Source organism: Pseudomonas sp. NPDC089408, assembly GCF_044749445.1.
Lineage (GTDB): Bacteria > Pseudomonadota > Gammaproteobacteria > Pseudomonadales > Pseudomonadaceae > Aquipseudomonas.
Genome location: NZ_JBIVHY010000009.1, coordinates 69,203 through 89,903 on the forward strand (window position 1 = coordinate 69,203; position 20,701 = coordinate 89,903).

16 protein-coding genes are annotated in these 20,701 nt (G+C 65.4%); all 16 read left to right on the top strand.

Going from position 1 to position 20,701, the window contains the following annotated elements:
* Positions 1 to 463 precede the first annotated feature (463 nt).
* The 16 genes from mdcA to ACIP02_RS16385 all read left to right on the top strand — a co-directional run bounded on the left by mdcA (position 464) and on the right by ACIP02_RS16385 (position 20,643).
* Positions 464 to 2,125, top strand: a complete 1,662-nt coding sequence (mdcA, locus tag ACIP02_RS16310) for a malonate decarboxylase subunit alpha (protein WP_201199927.1) — start codon at positions 464 to 466, stop codon at positions 2,123 to 2,125.
* Entirely contained in the window at positions 2,125 to 3,081 is a 957-nt protein-coding gene (locus ACIP02_RS16315; RefSeq protein WP_400617898.1) for a triphosphoribosyl-dephospho-CoA synthase, read from the top strand. The genes mdcA and ACIP02_RS16315 overlap by 1 nt, the downstream gene beginning before the upstream one ends.
* A 1-nt stretch (position 3,082) precedes the next feature.
* On the top strand, positions 3,083 to 3,382 hold the full coding sequence (locus tag ACIP02_RS16320) for a malonate decarboxylase subunit delta (protein WP_400617900.1): 300 nt from the start codon (positions 3,083 to 3,085) through the stop codon (positions 3,380 to 3,382).
* Positions 3,375 to 4,223: a biotin-independent malonate decarboxylase subunit beta gene (locus ACIP02_RS16325; RefSeq protein WP_400617902.1), complete on the top strand. Its 849-nt coding sequence runs from the start codon at positions 3,375 to 3,377 to the stop codon at positions 4,221 to 4,223. Before ACIP02_RS16320 ends, ACIP02_RS16325 begins: the two co-directional genes overlap by 8 nt.
* Entirely contained in the window at positions 4,220 to 5,011 is a 792-nt protein-coding gene (gene mdcE, locus ACIP02_RS16330) for a biotin-independent malonate decarboxylase subunit gamma (RefSeq protein WP_400617904.1), read from the top strand. Before ACIP02_RS16325 ends, mdcE begins: the two co-directional genes overlap by 4 nt.
* Before the next feature lies 1 nt (position 5,012).
* Positions 5,013 to 5,627, top strand: coding sequence for a malonate decarboxylase holo-ACP synthase (locus ACIP02_RS16335; RefSeq protein ID WP_400617906.1), 615 nt, complete (start codon positions 5,013 to 5,015; stop codon positions 5,625 to 5,627).
* Positions 5,624 to 6,544 (top strand): malonate decarboxylase subunit epsilon, encoded by a 921-nt coding sequence (gene mdcH / locus ACIP02_RS16340; RefSeq protein WP_400617907.1) that lies wholly within the window; start codon positions 5,624 to 5,626, stop codon positions 6,542 to 6,544. Before ACIP02_RS16335 ends, mdcH begins: the two co-directional genes overlap by 4 nt.
* A 231-nt stretch (positions 6,545 to 6,775) precedes the next feature.
* Complete coding sequence (gene madL / locus ACIP02_RS16345; RefSeq protein WP_400617909.1) at positions 6,776 to 7,198, top strand: malonate transporter subunit MadL; 423 nt, start codon at positions 6,776 to 6,778, stop codon at positions 7,196 to 7,198.
* A 2-nt stretch (positions 7,199 to 7,200) separates the two neighbouring features.
* Entirely contained in the window at positions 7,201 to 7,965 is a 765-nt protein-coding gene (gene madM, locus ACIP02_RS16350; protein ID WP_400617911.1) for a malonate transporter subunit MadM, read from the top strand.
* Positions 7,966 to 8,334: 369 nt separating this feature from the next.
* A complete protein-coding gene (gene mnxG, locus ACIP02_RS16355; protein ID WP_400617913.1) occupies positions 8,335 to 14,178 on the top strand; it encodes a manganese-oxidizing multicopper oxidase MnxG in 5,844 nt (1,947 codons plus the stop codon).
* An 18-nt stretch (positions 14,179 to 14,196) separates the two neighbouring features.
* The gene (locus ACIP02_RS16360) at positions 14,197 to 16,173 is read left to right on the top strand and encodes a cytochrome D1 domain-containing protein (RefSeq protein ID WP_400617915.1); all 1,977 of its coding nucleotides are present in this window, start codon (positions 14,197 to 14,199) and stop codon (positions 16,171 to 16,173) included.
* The gene (locus ACIP02_RS16365; protein WP_400617917.1) at positions 16,170 to 16,826 is read left to right on the top strand and encodes an SCO family protein; all 657 of its coding nucleotides are present in this window, start codon (positions 16,170 to 16,172) and stop codon (positions 16,824 to 16,826) included. The genes ACIP02_RS16360 and ACIP02_RS16365 overlap by 4 nt, the downstream gene beginning before the upstream one ends.
* Positions 16,823 to 17,488, top strand: a complete 666-nt coding sequence (locus tag ACIP02_RS16370; protein WP_400617919.1) for an SCO family protein — start codon at positions 16,823 to 16,825, stop codon at positions 17,486 to 17,488. The genes ACIP02_RS16365 and ACIP02_RS16370 overlap by 4 nt, the downstream gene beginning before the upstream one ends.
* 233 nt (positions 17,489 to 17,721) lie before the next feature.
* Complete coding sequence (locus tag ACIP02_RS16375) at positions 17,722 to 19,206, top strand: ABC transporter substrate-binding protein (protein ID WP_400617921.1); 1,485 nt, start codon at positions 17,722 to 17,724, stop codon at positions 19,204 to 19,206.
* A 12-nt stretch (positions 19,207 to 19,218) separates the two neighbouring features.
* A complete protein-coding gene (locus ACIP02_RS16380) occupies positions 19,219 to 19,860 on the top strand; it encodes a SurA N-terminal domain-containing protein (RefSeq protein ID WP_400617923.1) in 642 nt (213 codons plus the stop codon).
* Between the two features lie 249 nt (positions 19,861 to 20,109).
* Entirely contained in the window at positions 20,110 to 20,643 is a 534-nt protein-coding gene (locus tag ACIP02_RS16385) for a response regulator (protein ID WP_400617925.1), read from the top strand.
* Positions 20,644 to 20,701 lie beyond the last annotated feature (58 nt).

A 20,701-nucleotide genomic window follows, 5' to 3' on the forward strand; every position in this document is an offset into this window, starting at 1 on the left:
GGATCGCAGGATCCTGTCATGCGAATTTGCCTTGCACAATCGACAATTCTGCAGGGGGATTCTGCATTTTTGTCCGGTCCTGTTTGAGCATTGTAGAGTTTGGCTTGGGTTTTGTGGTGTTGCTGAGATCGAGCGCCGCCCGCGCGGCGCTTCGCGGGGCAAGCCCGCTCCCACATCTGTTTCGGGCCAGTACCTCCTGTGAGGTCACCTTTGGCCGCCTTGTTTGGCCGACTCGATATTGAGGAAGGCGCCAAGGGGCCGCGCGCCAATGCCACAGGAATAATTGGCCCGAAACAGATGTGGGAGCGGGCTTGCCCCGCGAAGCGCCGCGCGGGCGGCGCTCGATCTGATAGGCGCCACAATCTTTAACCTGATCGTAACGATTCGCGATCGAGCTTGATTGATACCCCAACCACCCCCGCCCTAAGGTAACTCCCACGACAGCGAACCCGTGGAGTCACCCATGACAACAACGCAGAATCCACCGCCGCAATGGTCGCGGCGGCGTGCAGAAAAGCAGCGCCGCCTTGACCGGGTCCGCCACCTCGCCGATGGCGTGGTGCTGCCTACCGAGCGTATCGTCGAAGCCCTGGAGCTGTTGCTGGCCCCAGGCGACCGCGTGGTGCTTGAAGGCAACAACCAGAAGCAGGCCGACTTCCTCTCGCGTTCGCTGGCCAAGGTCGACCCTGGACGCTTGCACGACCTGCACATGATCATGCCCAGCGTCAGCCGCGCCGAGCACCTGGACCTGTTCGAACGCGGCATCGCCCGCAAGCTCGACTTCTCCTTCGCCGGCCCGCAAAGCCTGCGCATCGGCCAGCTGCTGGAAGACGGCCTGCTCGAAGTCGGCGCCATCCATACCTATATCGAGCTGTATTCGCGGCTGCTGGTCGACCTGATCCCCAACGTCACCCTGGTGGCCGGCTTCATGGCCGACCGCGACGGCAACCTGTTCACCGGCCCCAGCACCGAGGACACCCCGGCCCTGGTGGAGCCGGCCGCGTTCAGCGACGGCATCGTCATTGCCCAGGTCAACCAGTTGGTGGACCACGTCGACGACCTGCCACGGGTCGATATTCCGGCGTCGTGGGTGGATTTCGTGGTGGTCGCCGACCAACCCTTCTATATAGAACCGCTGTTCACCCGCGACCCGCGCCATATCAAGCCGGTGCATGTACTGATGGCGATGATGGCCATTCGCGGCATTTACGAAAAACATCAGGTGCAGTCGCTGAACCATGGCATTGGCTTCAATACTGCGGCCATCGAGCTGATCCTGCCCACCTACGGCGAATCGCTGGGCTTGAAAGGCAAGATCTGCCGCAACTGGACGCTCAACCCGCACCCGACGCTGATCCCGGCCATCGAGACTGGCTGGGTCCAGAGCGTGCATTGCTTTGGTACCGAGCTGGGCATGGAGGACTATATCGCCCAGCGCCCGGACGTGTTCTTCACCGGCCGCGACGGCTCGCTGCGCTCGAACCGCATGATGTGCCAGTTGGCCGGACAGTACGCTGTCGACCTGTTCATTGGTGCGACCTTGCAGGTAGATGGCGATGGCCACTCCTCGACCGTGACCCGTGGCCGCCTGGCCGGCTTTGGCGGAGCGCCGAACATGGGCCACGACCCGCGTGGCCGGCGCCATGCGACCCCGGCCTGGCTGGACATGACCGTGCCGGAAACCCTGCTTGAACGCGGCCGCAAGCTGGTGGTGCAGATGGTCGAGACCTACCAGGAAGGCGGCAAGCCGACCTTCGTGGAAACCCTTGATGCCGTGGAAGTGGCGAAAAAGGCCGGCATGCCGCTGGCACCGGTGATGATCTACGGCGACGATGTTACCCACCTGCTGACCGAAGAAGGCATTGCCTACCTGTACAAGGCGCGCAGCCTGGAAGAGCGCCAGCAGATGATCGCCGCCGTGGCCGGGGTCACCGCCATCGGCCTGCGCCACGACCCCAAAGACACCGTGCGCCTGCGTCAACAGGGTCTGGTGGCCTTGCCCGAAGACCTCGGCATCCGCCGCACCGACGCCAGCCGCGAGCTGCTGGCCGCGCGCAGCATTGCCGACCTGGTCGAATGGTCCGGCGGCCTGTACAACCCGCCTGCACGGTTCAGGAGCTGGTGATGAAAGCACTCGACTTGCAACCGCACGGGCCTCTTCGCGGGCACGCCTACTCCCACAGGCCCCCCACCACCCTAGAAACCGGCGCGGCCTTTGTAGGAGCGGGTTCACCCGCGAAGAGGCCAGCCCAGACAACCCAAATCCAACTGCCAGACCACCTCGCCGACCTTGCCATAGAAGCCCTGATCGACGAAGCCGACCTGTCCCCCAAACCCGGGCTGGTCGACCGCCGCAGCAACGGCGCCCACCCCGACATGTCCTTGGCCCTGATGCACGCCTCGGCCCTGGCCCTATGGCCCTGCCTGCGCAACATGGCCGAAGCCGCCCAGGCCATCGGCACCATCAACCAACCGCTGCGCGCCACATTGGGCCAGCTCGGCCGCGAAGGCGAAACCGCAATGCTCGGCGCCACCCACGGCATCAACACCCACCGTGGTGCAATCTGGGCCCTGGGCCTGCTGGTAGCTGCCAAGGCCCTCGACCCCAATGTTGACGCCGGCACCCTGGCCGCCCGCGCCGGGCGTATCGCCCTGTTCGACGACCCGGCCATGCCGCAGCAGCACAGCCATGGCCAGGCGGTGCGCCAGCGCTATGGCACCAGCGGTGCCCGCGAACAGGCGCAACAAGGCTTCCCAGCGGTCATCAATCACGGCCTGCCACAACTGCTGCGCAGCCGCGCCGCTGGCGCCAGCGAGCCACATGCGCGGCTCGACGCCTTGCTGGCAATCATGGCCGTGCTCAGCGACACCTGCGTGCTTTGGCGTAGCGGCCCAGCCGGCTTGGCCACCGTACAGCAAGGCGCGCGCGCCGTACTCGCTGCAGGCGGCAGCGCCAGCCTGGCCGGGCGCCGGCACTTGCGCGCGCTCGACCAGCAACTGCTGCACCTGAACGCCTCACCGGGCGGCGCCGCCGATCTGCTGGCCGCCTGCCTGTTCCTCGACAAAGCCGGGAGCCTGTGACATGGAAACCCTGACCTTCAATTTCCCCGCCGCCGAGCCGGGGCGCGGCCGCACGCTGGTGGGCTGTGTCAGCTCCGGCGACCTCGAAGTGCTGATCGAACCCGGCACTGCCGGTAGCCTGCAAATCCAGGTGGTGACCTCGGTCAACGGCAGTGGTGCGCGCTGGGCACAACTGTTCCAGCGCCTGTTCGAAGGCCGTGCCTGGCCGGCTGTGAACATTGACATCCATGACTTCGGCGCCACCCCTGGCGTGGTGCGCCTGCGCCTGGAGCAAGGCTTCGAGGAGATCGCCCATGACTGATACCGCACGCTTGCTGCGCAGCCGCAGTTTTGTCGAACTGGGCGCGCGCCAGCGCGCCCGCGCCGTGCTCGACCCGGGCAGCTTCCACGAACTGCTCGGCCCCTTCGACCGCCTGATGTCGCCGTGGCTGCCACGCCAGGGCATCGTGCCCCAGGCCGATGATGGCGTGGTCATCGCCAAGGGCCTGCTGAACGGGCGCAACGCCGTGGTCGCCGCCATTGAAGGCGGTTTTCAGGGTGGCAGCATGGGCGAAGTGGGCGGCGCCAAAATTGCCGGCGCCCTGGAACTGGCCATTGAAGACAACCGCAACGGCATCCCCACGTGTGCGGTGTTGCTGCTGGAAACCGGTGGGGTGCGTTTACAGGAGGCCAACCTGGGCCTGGCGGCGATTGCTGAAATCCAGGCGGCGATTGTCGAGCTGCGCAGCTGGCAGCCGGTGATCGGGCTGATTGCCGGTTCGGTCGGTTGCTTTGGTGGCATGTCCATCGCCGCAGGGCTGTGCAGCCACCTGCTGGTCACCCGTGAAGCGCGCCTGGGCCTGAACGGGCCCCAAGTGATCGAACAGGAAGCCGGTATTGCCGAGTACGACGCCAAGGACCGCCCCTTTATCTGGAGCCTGAGCGGCGGCGAACAGCGCCATGCCAGCGGGCTGGTCGATAGCTATGTGGCCGACGACATCGATGCCCTGCGCGAACGCCTGTTGCAACTGCTCGACACGCCTTCCACGGAGCGCGCCAGCCAGCACGCCTGGTTCCTCGAACGCCTGGCCCGGCTGGGGGCTGATTGCCCGCAACTGGACGCCGCCGCCGTGCGTGGCCTTTACCAAGGAGAAGCCAAATGAACCGTGCCTTGAACTGGCTGACAGGCCTGGCCGGCGGGCGAGCCTTGCCGGGCTACCCAGCATCGTTGCAGGTCATCGACGGCGAACTGGACAACCGCCTGGCGCGCTTCATTGCCGTGGTACCGGATGCCGACAACCCGTTCCCTCGGGCGCGTTCGGGGGAAGTCGGCCTGCTGGAAGGCTGGGGGCTGGCCAAGGCTGTGAATGACGCGGTAGAGGCTGACCGCGAGGGCCAGAAGCGTGCGATTGTCGCGGTCATCGATGTGCCCAGCCAGGCTTATGGTCGTCGCGAGGAAGCCTTGGGGATTCATCAGGCCTTGGCCGGCGCCGTGCAGGCTTATGCCCGGGCACGCCTGGCTGGGCACCCGGTGGTCGGCCTGCTGGTCGGCAAGGCCATGTCCGGCGCCTTCCTGGCCCATGGCTACCAGGCTCAGCGGCTGATAGCCCTGGACGATGCCGGGGTGATGGTGCACGCCATGGGCAAGGCGGCAGCAGCGCGGATCACCCTGCGCAGTGTCGAACAACTGGAAGCCCTGGCCGCCGAAGTACCGCCAATGGCCTACGACCTGGCCAGCTATGCCTCGCTGGGGTTGCTGTGGCGCCGGCTGACGGTAGGCAATGCCGAGGCGCCAAGCAGCGCTGACGTCGCCCAGGTACGTGCCTGCCTGGCCGACGCCGTACGTGATATCGGCAGCTCGACAGACCTCTCGTCGCGGTTGGCCGGTGAACACCGTAGTGCCTCGCGGCAAGTGCGTGAACAGCTGCGCCGCCAGTGGCAGGGGGCTTGAGATGAACGCGCCACGGCCGCACGACCTGCTGTGGGGGATGCCGGTGTCGGGCTTGCCTGCCGAGGCGCCACAGTGGGCGCGGGACGTATTGGCCAGCGGCCAGCCGGTAGTGGTGCGCCGTGCCATGTGCGAGGCCGGCTGGGTGGCGGTGGGCGTGCGTGGCCAAGGCCGGGCGCAGCGCCTGGGTGCCTTCATGCGGGCCGCCGATATCCAGCGACAGCAAGCCCCCGAAACGCTGCGCTGGCAAACCCAAAGCCCGTGGCCTGCACTGCAAGCCTTGGCCTCGGTTACTCCAGTGTTGAATGGCAGCGGCCTGGCCTGGGGGCCGACGGGGGGTGTGGGCTACCAGACTGCTACCGGCATCGAAGTGCTCCACGCCGGCAGCGACCTGGACCTGCTGCTGCGCACACCACAACCGCTGGACCGTGCACAAGCGCGGGAGCTGCTGGATATCCTCGACTGTGCGCCATGCCGTATCGACGTGCAGCTGGAAACCCCGGAAGGTGCGGTCGCTTTGCGTGAGTGGGCCGGTTTCGCGCGCCGGGTGCTGCTCAAGTCGGCCCATGGGCCGCGCCTGGTCGGCGACCCGTGGGCAGCCTTGGCGCGTGCGGCATGAGCAGCCTGTTCGCCTTCCCCGGTCAAGGCGCCCAGCAGGCCGGCATGCTGCAGTGTCTGCCGCAGGGAAGTGCGCAGTTGCTGGAAGAGGCGAGTGATGTTGTCGGCCAACAAGCCTCGGCGCTGGACAGCCAGCAAGCCTTGCAATCTACCCGCGCCGTGCAGCTGTGCCTGCTGCTGAGCGGCGTGGCCTGGGCGCGCTGGCTGATGCAGCGCAGCCCCGCGCCGGACTACGTGGCGGGCTTGTCGATCGGGGCCTACCCGGCTGCGGTCGTGGCTGGCGCCCTGGGTTTCGCCGACGCGGTGCGCCTGGTGGCCCTGCGTGGCGAGCTGATGCAGCGCGCCTGGCCGCAAGGCTATGGCATGACTGCACTCAGCGGCCTGGACCTGGCCAGTGTCGAGCGCTTGCTGGGCGAGGTGGGCGGCGAGGTGTATGTCGCCAACCTCAACAGCGACAACCAGATTGTCATTGCTGGTAGCGATGCGGCGATGGCTGCAGTCGCGGCCAGGGCGCGCAGCCTGGGCCGCGGTGTAGCACGGCGGCTGGCGGTCAGCGTGCCGTCGCATTGCCCGTTACTCGATGGCCCGGCAGCGGAGTTGGCCAGTGCGTTCGCCACGGTCGAACTGCAACGGCCCAGCATCACGTACCTCAGTGGCAGCAGCGCGCGGCCGATCTTCGACCCCCAGCGCCTGCGTGACGACCTAGCCGGCAACATGGCGCGGGTGGTGGATTGGCGTGCGACGTTGCGCAACGCCTATGAACGCGGGGTGCGCCTGCACCTGGAAATGCCGCCGGGCAGCGTGCTCTGTGGCCTGGCCCGGCCGGTGTTCGAACAGGGCAGGGTGGTGGCGGTGGAAAGTACCCGCTGGGACAGCCTGGATGCGCTGCTGCGCCAGGAGGTGGCCCAGAGCCGATGATGCCAACTGCTTCCGACTAGCAGGATTACGCGGTCATTGTAGGAGCGGCCTTGCGTCGCGATAGGGCCGCAAAGCGGCCCCGGCATTCTGAGCAGCGAAGCTGAAATCTTGGGGCCGCTGCGCAGCCCTATCGCGACACAAGGCCGCTCCTACAGGTCTGTAGCGACGGCACAAGTGTGTGTTTACAAGAACAACAACAAGCAACTTCGACACTACCCGAGGACAACAACAATGATCATCTATGGTGTGGCACTGCTGGCGGTCTGCACGCTTGCCGGCGTTATCGTCGGCGACTTCCTGGGCGTGCTGCTGGGCGTCAAATCCAATGTGGGCGGGGTGGGCATTGCCATGATCCTGCTGATCTGCGCACGCCTTTACATGCACCGCAACGGCGGCATGAGCAAGGAATGCGAATTCGGCGTCGGGTTCTGGGGGGCCATGTACATCCCGGTGGTGGTGGCCATGGCCGCGCAGCAGAACGTGGTCACCGCCCTGCACGGTGGGCCGGTAGCGCTGCTGGCGGCGATAGGCGCGGTGCTGGTGTGCGGTGTCACCATCGCCCTGATCAGCCGCAGCCATCGCGGCGAGCCTTTGCCTGCCCTTGAACCCACCCCGCAAGCCAATGCGCAGGTTGCCCCTGCAGGAGGTCGTTGAACATGTGGCCACTTATTGACAATGCCCTGGAACACAACGGCCTGATCACTGCGTTTGCGGTGGTCGGCGGGATCATGTGGCTGTCGGTGCTGCTGTCGAAGTACCTGACCTTCGGCCGCGTGCACGGCTCGGCCATCGCCATCGTCATCGGCCTGGTGCTGGCCTGGGTTGGCGGGACCCTTACCGGTGGCCAGAAGGGCCTGGCCGACATGGCGCTGTTCTCCGGTATCGGCCTGATGGGCGGGGCCATGCTACGCGACTTCGCCATCGTCGCCACGGCGTTCGAGGTGCAGGCCACCGAAGCGCGCCGGGCCGGCATGATCGGCGCGGTGGCGCTGCTGCTGGGCACGGTGCTGCCGTTCATTGTCGGTGCGGCGGTGGCGTATGCCTTTGGTTACCGCGATGCAGTGAGCATGACCACCATCGGTGCGGGTGCGGTGACCTATATCGTCGGGCCGGTGACCGGGGCGGCGTTGGGTGCCAGCTCGGATGTGATGGCCCTGTCGATTGCCACCGGGCTGATCAAGGCGATCCTGGTGATGGTGTTCACCCCGGTGTCGGCGCGGCTGCTGGCGCTGGACAACCCACGATCGGCGATGGTGTTCGGCGGGTTGGCGGGCACGGTGTCGGGGGTGACGGCCGGGTTGGCCGCGACGGACCGGCGGCTGGTGCCGTATGGGGCGCTGACGGCTACCTTCCATACCGGGTTGGGCTGCCTGATGGGGCCGTCGGTTCTGTATTTCTGTGTACGGGGCCTGGTTGGCTGACAGCAAATGCAAACCCTAAGGCCCTGCCCAGATCCCCGTAGGAGCGGCTTTAGCCGCGAACACCGGCGTAGCCGGTGCCATCTTGTGGGGCGTAGGGCAGGGAATTGGATCAGGGCAGCCATGTGTTCGGCACCCCATTTTTTGCGCCTGTGAAATCGAGCGCCGCCCGCGCGGCGCTCGATTTCACAGGCGCAAAAAATGCGATGCCGAACACCTAAAACCCCACCCCCAATTCGGGGAATACCACTGGGGATTGCTCCCCAATCTGTTTCGCTTGTCAGCGTAACCAATTGATATAAAACACAATTCATACCTGGCATACACCTTGCTCCAGCTCCCCACAGAGTTCCTGTGCCCCGGAGGTGTAGCATGCCCACGCCACGCAAAGGCCCCATCCTGTCATCACTCGTTCTGGCCCTGCTGGGCTGGGAGTCGACCAGCGAGGCGGCCGTGCAGTGCCAGCGCACCCTGGTCGCCAACGTGGTGGCGCTGGACCAGCCACTGATGTTCAACCGCCTTGGCGCGCAAAACGCCAACGGCATGATGTTCGCCCTGCGCGAGGATGTGGTAGACGACAAGAACGTCCCCCTCAGCATGGGTGGGGCCGCCGTGCCGGGCAAGGTCACCCTGCGCCCGGACAAGCGCCCGCGGCCGATTGTGCTGCGGGTAGCCGCCGGTGAATGCCTTACCGTCAACCTGACCAACCTGCTCGACTATCGCGCCAACCCTAACAAGCATGGCATCGAAGCCGAGGGGCCTGAAGGGGAGGAACTGGAAAACCACGCCGCCGAAGGCTTCGTTGCCGATGAACAGGTCGCCGAGCGCATGGTCGGTTTCCAGGTCAACGGCATGCAGGCGGTCAACAGCATCGCCGATATTTCTGCCTACACCGGGCGTAACGGCAATTTCTTCGTCAGCCCTGGCAGCACCCGCAGCTACACCCTGTACGCCGAGCGTGAAGGTGCATTCGCCGCCACCAGCAAGGCCGCCACCTTCGGCGGCGAAGGCGCTGCTGGCAACGTTGCAAACGGCTTGTTCGGCCAGGTGGTGGTGGTGCCAAAACTGGGCCGCACCTACCGCAATACCCTTACCGAAGAAGAAATGCGCCTGGCCACCACCGGCCGTACCGCCACCGGCCAGCCGGTGATCGACTACGAAGCCCGCTATCCGCAAGCTCAACCCTGGCTCGCCGAAGGCAAGGCCGGCAAGCCGATCATTGCCATGGTCAACGGCAACGAGATCATCAACAGCGAAACCGACGCCATCGTCATGGGGCCCAACCCGGACGGCAGCTTCCCCAAGTCCACCTACCCGCTGGAAAGCCTGGGCAAGCGCAACCCGGCACTGCCCAACCGGCTTGAAGCGTTCCGCGACTTCGCTTCGCAGTTCGCAGACGAAGTTGCCGGCACCCAAGCCTTCCCCGGCTACTGGGCCGACCCGGTCATGGGCCATGTGCTGGAACCGACCCGCGACGCGTTCATGATCAACTATGGCTCCGGTGGCATGGGCGCTGAAGTGGTCGCCAACCGCCTGGGCGTGGGCCCGATGCACGATTGCCTGTCGTGTGCCTATGAAGAGTTCTTCCTCAGCGCCCATACCGTGGGCGACGTCGGTACCTTGGTGGATGTGCCGGCCAACGTCGGCCTCGAGCACATTCGCCCCGGCGAAGTTCCACCGGCCAGCGCTGTCGGGGTCAAGGCCAGCATGGCCCTGTACCCGGCCGAGCCGGCCAACGTGCACCACAGCTACATCGGCGACTTCACCAAGTTCCGCAATACCCACAACGGCCACGAGCAGCACATTTTCCACCTGCATGGCCACCAGTGGCTGTTCAACCCCAATGACGACAACTCCGACTACATTGATGCTCAGGGTATCGGCGCTGGCGTCGGCTACACCTACGAAATCGCCAACGGTGGCTCTGGCAACCGCAACCGGGTGGCCGGCGATGCGATCTACCACTGCCACTTCTACCCGCACTTTGCCCAAGGCATGTGGGCCATGTGGCGGGTACACGACGTGTTTGAGGAAGGCACCCGCCTGGAGGTCAGCGGGCAGGGCGAGAATGGTTTCCACAGTACGCCGTTCGCCCTGCGTAGCGGCAAGCCAGCGGTAGGCGCCCGGGCGCTGCCCGATGGCGAAATCGTCGCTGGCACGCCTATCCCGGCCATCGTGCCGCTGCCCGGCAAGGCCATGGCCCCGATGCCAGGCAAGGTTGTGGTAGTGCCGAAACTTTCCGAAGCGCTCGTTGCCGCCAATGACGACGATCACGACGACGATGATGAAGAAGAGGGCGATGACGACCACGCCAACCAGGCCCCCGTGCGCAAGGCTATCGGCTCCCTGGCCCTGGTCGATCGCACCGAAGCCAACCGTAACGCCGACGGCACCCTGAAAAACCCAGGCTACCCGTTCTGGATCGGTGGCATGGAAAGCAGCGTCGGCAACCGCCCACCCACCCCGCCGCTGGACATGCTCGACCCCGCCTTGGCCCGGCAGCTGAAAGACAGCGGCAAAGCGCTGTGGGCCAACCTGGACGCAAACCAGGTCGATGGCTGGGACGGTGGCCTTGGCCGCCACGCGCTAGACGGTGTATCCGCCGGCGGCGAAGCTGAAACGGTGACCACCAAGCTGGACTTCACCAAGGTGGTGCACAAAGCCAAGCCCATCTACCTGCCAGAAGAGGGCACTGATGTCGAGCAGGCGGCCATGCAGTTCCACGCCATGGCCGAGCACCCCAGCTATGCGCTGATCCCTGGCAGCCAGCCGGTGGCCAAGGCGTTCCGCACCAACGGCGCCTTGCCAACGGCCGGCGCGCCGTTCTACGAGCCGTGCATGGATGACCGTGGCAAGCGCCTGACCCAGTCTTCGGGTGTGGGCGAGTTTGTCAGCGGCGAAAGCCTGACCGGCATGAACTTCCGTGGCGCCTCTACCTTTACCGCCGACCGCCCGCGCATCTACAAAGGCGCCAACATTCAGTTCGACGCGGTGTACAACAAGGTCGGCTACCACTTCCCGCAAGCGCGCATCATCGCCCTGTGGGAAGATGCCTGGCCGGTGATCACCAAGCAGCGCCCGCCAGAGCCGCTGGTGATGCGCATGAACACCTTCGACTGCACCATGTACCAGCACACCAACCTGATCCCCAACGTCTATGAAATGGACGACTACCAGGTGCGCACCCCGACCGACGTGATCGGCCAGCATATTCACCTGCCCAAGTGGGACCTGACTGCCGCCGACGGCTCGGCCAACGGCTGGAACTACGAAGACGGCATTCTCTCGCCCGGCAGCGTGGTAGAGCGCGTGCAGGCCATTCGTGCCTTCAATGGCTGCACCGAAGGTGATACCCGTGACGGCACTGCCGCCTGCCCGAAAGCCAAGCAGCACCCGTACTTTGGCCGCTTTGGCCGGGCCGACTGGCTGGGCGCACGCACGGCCATGCAACGCTGGTTCGCCGACCCGCTGGTGAACGTGTACAACGTGGACCGTGGCCTGGGCACCATCTTTACCCACGACCACCTCGGCCCATCGACGCACCAGCAGCTTGGCTTGTATGCCACCGTACTGGCCGAACCTGCCGGCTCTACCTGGTACCACGCCGAAACCGGCGAACAGTTGTACAACCCGGGCACGCGGCAGGACGGCGGGCCGACCTCGTGGCAGGCGGTGATCCAGACCGGCGACCACGATGGCGATGGCAAAAACGACAGCTACCGTGAGTTTTTCCTGGAGTACAGCGACTTCCAGCATGCCTATGAAGCCGGCGTGTACGTGGGAGCAGGGCCGGATGGCATCCCCAATGCACAGTCTTACCCGGCCACTGCCGACAGCTTCCGCTACGCCATCAACCCACCGGTGCGTGGCAAGGCGTCGAACTTGCTGGAAGCCATTGTCGAAGAGCGCGGCGGTATCAACCCGGGCTGCCCCAGCCGGCCATGTCCGCAGGCGATCTCGGTGGATGACCCGGGCATGTTCGTCGTCAACTACCGTAACGAACCACTGGCCCTGCGTGTCTACGACCCGAACAAGGTCGGCCCCGACGGCAAGCGCGGCATGCAGGCCGACGGCCTCGCCGGCGACCTCAGCTATGCGCTGCAAACCCGCACCGACCGCGCCATTCCGGCGATGAACCTGGCACCGTCGGCGATCACCTCGGCAGTCGGCCCAACCGGTGGCACAACGCTGTTCCCGCCGCACATCAACCAGGCCGGCGGCGAGCCGGGTGACCCGTTCACGCCAATGCTGCGTACCTACTCCGGTGACAACGTGCGCCTGCGCATGCATGCCGGTGGCCATGAAGAAGAGCACAACGTAACCCTGCATGGCGTGAAGTGGCTGCAGAACGGGACCGGCTACGGCAACAGCTCCAACTCGGGCTGGAAGTCGTCGCAGATGATCGGTATTTCCGAGCAGCTGGGCTTCATGGCGCCGGTGTCGATGATCTCCAGCTCAGCCGCTACCAACGGCGACTACCTGTACTCGCTGGACGCCGCCCTGGAAGGCTACTGGAACGGTATCTGGGGCATCATGCGCAACTACACCACGCAGCGTGCCGACCTGTTCCCGCTGACCAACAACCCGCAGCCGGTGGCCATGCGCAACACCGTGAACTTTGACGGCATCTGCCCGAAAACCACGGCCAACCCCAACGGCATCGGCACCCGCACCACGGTCAAGCGCAACTACGAGATTGTTGCGGCACTGGCCAACGACATCCTCGAGAACCGCAACGGCGTCAGCATCAACGACCCAGCCGGTATCGGCCAGCATGTCGGCGGTGTACTCAAGGCCAACGGCGGCACCCTGGTGTTCAACAGCCGCAAAACTGCCATTCCGCTGGTGAGTGGGGTAGACCCCGAAGATGGGGAACCCTTCACCATCGGCGGCCACAGCGCGCCGCTGCACGACCCGACCGCGATCCTGTATGTGCGCAAGGCCGACCTGGACGCTACCACCGGCAAGCTCAAGGCGGGTGTACCGGTAGAGCCGCTGGTGCTGCGCGCCAACGCGGGCGACTGCATCAGCGTCACCCTGGAGAACCGCCTGCCACTGGTCATGCCGGACCTGCCGAGTACTGCAGTGATGCACAACGTGGTCAAGCGTGACCGCTTCGGCAGCGAAGGCTCCACTGCCTTTGCCAACAACCTGATGCGGCCGTCCAGCCATGTTGGCCTGCATGCGCAACTGCTGGCCTACGACATCACCAAGTCCGATGGTGCCAACGTCGGCCTGAACCCGGTGCAGACCGTGCCGCCACGGGCCGGCACCAGCGGCGCCTACCCGACCAAGGTGTACCAGTACTACGCCGGGCACCTGGAGCGTGAAGGCAAGCCTGTGTCGCAACTCGGCCGCACGGTAGACAACATCAACACCACCGCGATCGAGTTTGGCGGCCTTAACCTGACCCCGTCGGACTTCATCAAGCAGCCGCAGAAAGGCCTGGTGGGTGCCATGAGCATCCTGCCGCAAACCGCCACCTGGACCGAGGATGGCGCTACCCGTACCCAGGCCACGGTGAAGGTCAGCGGGCAGCCGGACTACCGCGACTTCGTCACGGTCTGGCAGCGGGCCTTGAACATGCGCTGGGCCGACGGCCGCCCGGTAGAAGGCATCAACACCGAAGGCAACGGCGCCGCCGGTGACCCGCAGGACAACGGCAACATGGCTGTCAACTACAAGACCGAGCCGTTGTGGCTGCGCTTCGGCATGGCGCCGGACTCGCCATTTGGCCGCGCCAACGGCCTTGGCTTTGGCGATGTGCCCAACGCCCACATGGCCTATGCCAACGCCCTGGTCGGTAGCGACCCGCAAACCCCAGTGCTGTACGCCAAGCCTGGCCAGCCCGTGCGCAACCATATCGTGATGCCCAGTGGCGGCAGCCGCGGCATGGTGTACCAGCTGGACGGCCACGTCTGGCCGCTGCACAACTACCAGGCCGAGAAGAATGATGTGGATGGCTACCCGATGAGCCTGCCGGGCATCGGTTCGGTGCGCTTCGGCTACAACCCCATGGCCATGTACATCGGTGCCCAGGAAAGCGTGCTGCCAGCGGCGCACTTCAGCTTCATGCTGCCGAGTGCCGGCGGGGCCAACGCGGTGGCGGGTGACTACCTGTTCCGCGACTACGCCGCCTACGGCAACCTCTCGGGGCTGTGGGGGATCTTGCGGGTGACCAACGAAGCGCCGCCGGCAACGGCCCCGGCGCAGTAACAGAAGGGGAGCGCGAGCATGAACAAGAAGACTCGCCCTGCTTACCTGGGGGTAATATTGGGGGCAGCGCTGATCGGCCTGGGCGTGGCGTATGAAAAGCTCTGGTGCGACCCCCGTGAGCTGTTGCAGGAGCCTGCCGACCCGCAGGCCTTGCACCGGCTCAGCCGGGACGGCGTGACCGTGGAATTCGAGGCCCGGCCGCTGGCCGGGGGCTCGTTGCAGGAAGGCGGTTTCGCCAATATCCGTTTCAAGGTCAGCGATCAGGCCAGCGGCCAGCCGCTGTCAGGCATGGCCCCGGGGGCGTGGATCGACCCGGCGCAGTCGGCCCCGCTGGGCGACCGCGCACACAGCTGCAAATCGCGGGTCGCGCTGTTTCTCAAGAGCAGCATCGGCGCCAGGCCGCTGCTCGACCTGAACAGCTACTTCCTGCTGGTGCTGAACAACGATGCTAGCCTGACGGTGATCGACCCGACCGTGTCGGTGGGCGGCGTGACCAGCACCATGGCGCGCATCGACCTGCCCGGGCGGCCGATGGACTGGGTGGCCACCACCGACGACAAACAGGTGTTCGTGTCGATTCCCGAGCGCGGCAAGGTGGCGCTGATCGACACCGAAACCTTCACCCGGGTGGCCGACATGGATGCTGGCGAGCAGCCCTTGCGCGTGGCCCTGCAGCCCGACCAGTTGCGCTTGTGGGTGGGCAACAACAGCAGCGATGCGGCCAAGGGTGGGGTTACCGTCATCGATGTGCCCAGCCGCAGCATGCTGAAAACATTCAATACTGGCAGCGGGCACCACGAAATCGCCTTCAGCGCTGACTCGCGCTATGCCTACGTCAGCAACCGCGACAGCGGCACCCTGAGCGTCATCGACATCCCTGAACTGCGTCTGGTCAAGACCCTCAAGGTTGGCCCGCACCCGCTGTCGGTCAGCTATTCGGCGTTGTCCCAGGCGGTGTACGTGGTGGATGGCGAAGAGGGCAACGTGCGCGTGTTCGATGCCCGTAGCCAGCAGTTGCGCCACACGGTCAAGGCCACGCAGGGCCTGGGGCCGATGCGCTTCAGCAGCGATGGGCGCTACGGTGTCGTGCTCAACACCCTGGAAAACCAGGCCCTGGTGATCGACGCCAGCACCGACAAGCTGATCCACACCATTGCGGTGGCGGCCGAACCCTACCAGCTGACCTTTACCAAAGGCTACGCCTACATCCGTGGCCTGGCTTCGCCGAAGGTCAGCATGATCAACCTGGCCAGCCTGGGTGAAGGGCGTACACCTATCGTGCAAAGTTTCGAGGCAGGCCCGGCGGCACCGCGCCAGGCCGGTAACCTGCCGCTGGCCCAGGGCCTGTCGGTGTCGCGTGATGACAATTCGGTGTTCGTGGTCAACCCGGTGGACAACACCACTTACTTCTACGCCGAAGGCATGAACGCGCCGATGTCCGGTTACAACAACCGCGGCCACCAGGCCCGTGCCGCCATTGTCGTCGACCGCAGCCTGCGTGAGGTGGCCCCCGGGGTGTACGGCTCGACGGTGAAGCTGCCCGCCGCCGGCAAGTTCGACGTGGCCTTCCTGCTCAACCAGCCACAGATCATCCACTGCTTCAGCACCGAGGTGGCAGAAGCGCCCAACGCCAGCAAGCGCAAAGGCGCACATGCCGAGTTCATCGGCCTTGACCAGCCACTGCCGCAGCACAGCAACCTCACTGCACGGGTGCGGATTGTCGGTGACGACGGCCAGCCACGCCTGGGCCTGAACGACCTGAGCCTGCGCTACTTCCTGGCACCCTCGTCGATGCCGCGCAACCTGCAGCTGCAGGAAGTGGGCGAGGGCGTGTACCAGGCGGCGCTGACCCTGCCCGAGGCCGGCGCCTGGTACCTGCATGTGCAGTCGCCCTCGTTGGGGCACAGGTTTTCCGAAGAAAACTATACCAGCCTGCGCGTCCTGCCGGCCGCAGCTAGCAACGCTTCCCAGACTGACGTGAGGAATGTGCGATGAACGCCAAGCATGCTTTCACACTGTTGGCCCTGAGCCTGGTACTGCCCAGCAGCCTGACCCTGGCCCACTCCGGCCACGACCACAGCGGCCATGCCGAGCAACCGCCAGCAGCGCATCAGGAAAAGGCCAGCGTGCGCTTTGCCGATGTGTCGTTGCTGAACCAGGACGGCATGCCGGTGCGCCTGGAGAAAGACCTGGTTGGCGACCACCTGGTGGTCATGGGCTTTATCTACACCAGCTGCACCACCGTGTGCCCAGTGGTGTCTTCGATCATGGGCAAGGTCCAGCAGCAACTGGGTGGCCGGGTGGGCGAGGAAATCCGCCTGGTGTCGATCAGCGTCGATCCGCAGCGTGACGACGCCAAGCGCCTGCTGAACTACGCCAAGGCCTTCCAGAAGGGGCCAGGCTGGAGCTGGCTGACCGGCACCCCATACGCCATCACCGAAACCCTCAAGGGCCTGGGCAGCTTCAGCGCCGACCTCAGCCAGCACCCGCCGCTGATCCTGGTGGGTGACGGGCGCAGCGGGCACTGGACGCGCTACTACGGCTTCACCGACCCCGGGGTACTGATCGAGGAAATCAACCGCCTCAGCGCCCGCCGGGTACATGCCAAGAGCACGGCAATTGCCGACCACCATGAGGTGCAACCATGAGCACAGCAAGCGCTCGTCGCGCGGGCATGCGGGGTTTCGACTGGCTAGTACTGGGCGGCTGCCTGTGGATTCTTGCGTCGGTGGCGTTTGCCCACGAAGGGCATGGCCAGCAGGCGCCTGCGCCGCAGCCGGCGCCGCAGGCGATGACCAGTGGCGGCGGTACCCGCGATGCCCAGACCTGGTTCACCGACACCGTGCTGAAAGACCAGAACGGCCGCGAGCTGCGCTTTTACAGCGACGTGCTCAAGGACAAGGTGGTGATGCTCAACGTGATCTTCACCCACTGCACCGACGCCTGCCCGTTGATTACCCGCAAGCTGCGCGAAGTACGCGAAGCCATGGGGCCGGAGTTGGCTGGCCAGGTGACCTTCGTGTCGATCAGCAGCGACCCGCTGAACGATACCCCTGAGGCGCTCAAGGCGTTTGCGCAAAAGCAGGGAGTGGATGGCCCGAACTGGCTGTTCCTGACGGGTAACAAGGCCAGCGTCGACCTGGTGCTTGGCCGCATTGGGCAGTTCCTGCCCAGCCCCGAGCAGCATTCGACGCAGCTGATTGCCGGTGATGTGGCCGGCAAGCGCTGGAGCAAGATCCGCCCGGATGCACCGCCTGCTGCGATTGCCCAGCGCATGCAGCTGCTGACCCAGCCATTGGCGGGTCGGTGAGTATCATGCGCACTGCGTCGGCACTGTCGGCACAAATCCCTGTAGGAGCGGCCTTGTGTCGCGATCGGGCGCGAAGCGGCCGCAGCACAGGCGAATGCGTTTCATCAGGTAATCCGCATGTGCTGGATTTACGGCCGCTTCGCGCCCGATCGCGACACAAGGCCGCTCCTACAGGGATTTGCGCCAGCTTTGCAGATGCAGTGCGCTATCTGGTATTCGCATTAGGCTTTGCCATGTGCAGCGGTGCATTCGCTTTGGAACTCACCGACCACGAACAAGCCGGCAAGCGCCTCTACCGCGAAGGCCTTTCCAACAGCGACGCACAACTGCAGGCCCGGGTCGGCGCCAGCGACATGAGCGTCCCCGCCAGCGTACTGCCCTGTGCCAGCTGCCACGGCAGCGATGGCCGCGGCCGGGCCGAGGGCGGCGTGCGCCCGCCCAGCCTCGACTGGCAACGCCTGGCAATCGGCCAGGGCAAACGCGAGGTCAATGGGCGTCGTTACCCGGCCTACACCGACAGCAGCCTGGCCCGGGCCGTCCAGCAGGGCGTCGATCCTGCCGGCAACCGCCTGGATCCGGCCATGCCACGCTTCGAGCTGACCCTGGCCGACCAGCGCAATCTCACCGCCTACCTCAAGCGTCTGGCCCAGGAACGCGACCCCGGCGTAGAGGAAGGCGTGCTGCGCCTGGGCACGTTGATCCCCGCCAGCGGCCCGCTTGCCGAAGCCGGGCAGGTGATCCGTGCGGTACTGGAAGATGGCCTGGCGCAACTCAACCAGCAAGGCGGGATCCACGGCCGGCGCCTGGAGCTGGTGGTGCTCGACCCAGGTCCCGACCCGGCCAGCGCCGAACGCGCCATGCAGCAGTTACTGGAGCAGCAGCGGGTATTCGCCCTGATCGCGCCACTGGCGCCGATGCTCGACCAGCGCCTGGCCGCCTTGCTGGCGCCGCAGAACGTACCGCTGATTGGCAGCACACCGCGCAGTGGCGGCAGTGCGCAGATCTTCGACCCGCTACCCGGCCTGCCCGAGCAGTTGCTGAGCCTGGCCGGCCATGCTCGCACGGCGTTGAGCCTGGCCCCCGGCGACCTGCGCGTGGTGTATGCCGGCAATGAACAAGCAGCTTTGGCCGAGCAGCTGCGCGAACGTTTGCTGCAGCAGGGGTGGACGCCGCCCGCGATCCAGGCCTTCGACGGCCAGGCCGTGGACGGGCAGGGTATTGTCTTCCTTGGCCGTGCCCAGGCCTTTGCCGAGCTGGCCGCCGCGTTGCAGGTGGCGGGCCGCCAACCTTACCTGTTCGCCGCCTCCAGCCAGGTGGCCGGGGCCGTGGCGCGGCTGCCGGAACAGTGGTCGCAACGGCTGTTCCTGGCTTACCCCTATGTGCCGGAAGACTGGACCGCGCAAGGCCTGGCGACCCTGGCCGGGCTGCAACAGCGTCAGGGCCTTGACCCACGCCAGGCGTCGCTGCAGGTCAATACCCTGTGCGCGCTGCGGCTGTTGAGCGAAGCACTGAAACAGATTGGCCGCGACGCCAGCCGCGAGCAGCTGATAGCCGCACTGGAAGGCTTGCACGATGTGTCCACCGGCCTGACCCCGGCACTGGGCTTCGGCCCCGGTCGCCGCCAGGGCATGGCCGGGGCGCATGTGGTGGCGGTGGCCCTGCCGGGGCCGCGGTTCACCTCGGTTACCCCCTACCGGCCAGTAGCGGACAGCCCTTGAACGGAGGTTGCCATGCGTATTGTATTGTTGTGCCTGTTGCTGGTGATGGCGCGGGTAAGCTGGGCCGACGTGCCTGCCGCCCGGGTCAATGGCGTTGAGATCGAGCTGATGCGCCTGGAGCGCTATTTTGCCGAGTACCTGAATGCCCAGGGCCGTGCGCTGACCAGCATCCGCAATCCCAGCTTGTACAAGCGCCTGCGCGATCAGGCGCTGAACGAGCTGATCGACAAGGAACTGCTGTGGCAGGAAGCGCAACGCCAAGGCATCGCCATCAGCGATGAGCAGGTAGCGGCGCACGTCGGTGAGGTGGAATCCGCCTTTGGCAGCCCGGCCATTTTCGAGCAGCGTCTGGCAGAGGCGGGCTTCGATCGGGCGCAGTACACTGAATACACCCGCCACGAGATGGCGGCACAGCAGGTGTATGCCCGGCTCAGCGCAGTCGACGCGCCGAGCCAGGCCCAGGTGGAGGCATTTTATGATGCCAACCGAGTAAGGCTGCAGGGAGCGCAGAACCAAAGTGATAACCCTTCGGTCATACGCGAACAGGGCCTGGTGTTGGCCAGGGCCTTGCTCATCAGTCAAACACAAGCGCAGGCGCGTCAATCCGTGCGCCAACGTTTGCGCGAATCCGCTACAGTGGAGGTCGCTGACTGAAGCACCTGATGGGGTTGCCCCCAAAGCTGGGGAATCAGCTTTTGGCAGTGTGCCATCATTTTCCCCGCATGTGGGGAACCGGCGGGGTGTGCCTGCCCAACAATTTTCCGGTGCTGGCCGTCACCCCAATAAAATCAGTGAGTTACAGTGGTGCAACATGACTATTCACGCCTGGCACGAAGCCTGCTCAAGCCTGTACAAGGGCGCACTTCGCAGACCGGGTAACCGGGCAGTTCTAGGGAGTCGACCTTGGTGAACAGAGTATTGGTAGTCGATGACGAACAGACTCTTGCGCAGAACCTGCAAGCGTACCTGCAGGCGCAAGGCCTGGAAGTTCATGTTGCCCACGACGGTGCCAGTGGTATCGAACAGGCTGTAAGCCTGGCACCGCAAGTAGTCGTGCTGGATTACCGCTTGCCCGACATGGAAGGTTTTCAGGTGCTGGAGGCTGTACGCAAGAACAGGCAGTGCCACTTCGTGCTGATTACCGCCCACCCCACCGTCGAGGTGCGTGAGCGGGCCGCCGAACTGGGTGTGAGCCATGTCCTGTTCAAGCCGTTCCCGTTGGCGGAACTGGCCCGTGCAATCTTCGACCTGATGGGCATCGAGCGCCGGCGCAGGGCCACGGACAACCCGGCAGAAGGGTTCGTCGAACGACGCCAGAACAGGAACGAATCGTTCCCCCTGCAGTTGTACGATGGAAGCTGGGTGTTGGCCGACCGCCGCCGTAATGGCGCCAAGCCGCCAGGGCCCGACGACGATCAACTGCTCACAGGGGAATAGCGGCGCCCGCACCCCTGGCCGAGCCAGCCTGCGACGCGCCCCTGAGCGGAGTCGCAGG

Excerpts from the sequence above, each read along its gene's own strand:
- ACIP02_RS16315 (WP_400617898.1), top strand. The coding sequence starts at position 2,125 with ATGAAAGCACTCGACTTGCAACCGCACGGGCCTCTTCGCGGGCACGCC.
- mnxG (WP_400617913.1), top strand. The coding sequence starts at position 8,335 with ATGCCCACGCCACGCAAAGGCCCCATCCTGTCATCACTCGTTCTGGCC.
- mdcH (WP_400617907.1), top strand. The coding sequence starts at position 5,624 with ATGAGCAGCCTGTTCGCCTTCCCCGGTCAAGGCGCCCAGCAGGCCGGC.
- madL (WP_400617909.1), top strand. The coding sequence starts at position 6,776 with ATGATCATCTATGGTGTGGCACTGCTGGCGGTCTGCACGCTTGCCGGC.
- ACIP02_RS16370 (WP_400617919.1), top strand. The coding sequence starts at position 16,823 with ATGAGCACAGCAAGCGCTCGTCGCGCGGGCATGCGGGGTTTCGACTGG.
- ACIP02_RS16320 (WP_400617900.1), top strand. The coding sequence starts at position 3,083 with ATGGAAACCCTGACCTTCAATTTCCCCGCCGCCGAGCCGGGGCGCGGC.
- ACIP02_RS16335 (WP_400617906.1), top strand. The coding sequence starts at position 5,013 with ATGAACGCGCCACGGCCGCACGACCTGCTGTGGGGGATGCCGGTGTCG.
- mdcA (WP_201199927.1), top strand. The coding sequence starts at position 464 with ATGACAACAACGCAGAATCCACCGCCGCAATGGTCGCGGCGGCGTGCA.
- ACIP02_RS16325 (WP_400617902.1), top strand. The coding sequence starts at position 3,375 with ATGACTGATACCGCACGCTTGCTGCGCAGCCGCAGTTTTGTCGAACTG.
- ACIP02_RS16380 (WP_400617923.1), top strand. The coding sequence starts at position 19,219 with ATGCGTATTGTATTGTTGTGCCTGTTGCTGGTGATGGCGCGGGTAAGC.
- ACIP02_RS16375 (WP_400617921.1), top strand. The coding sequence starts at position 17,722 with ATGTGCAGCGGTGCATTCGCTTTGGAACTCACCGACCACGAACAAGCC.
- ACIP02_RS16365 (WP_400617917.1), top strand. The coding sequence starts at position 16,170 with ATGAACGCCAAGCATGCTTTCACACTGTTGGCCCTGAGCCTGGTACTG.
- mdcE (WP_400617904.1), top strand. The coding sequence starts at position 4,220 with ATGAACCGTGCCTTGAACTGGCTGACAGGCCTGGCCGGCGGGCGAGCC.
- madM (WP_400617911.1), top strand. The coding sequence starts at position 7,201 with ATGTGGCCACTTATTGACAATGCCCTGGAACACAACGGCCTGATCACT.
- ACIP02_RS16360 (WP_400617915.1), top strand. The coding sequence starts at position 14,197 with ATGAACAAGAAGACTCGCCCTGCTTACCTGGGGGTAATATTGGGGGCA.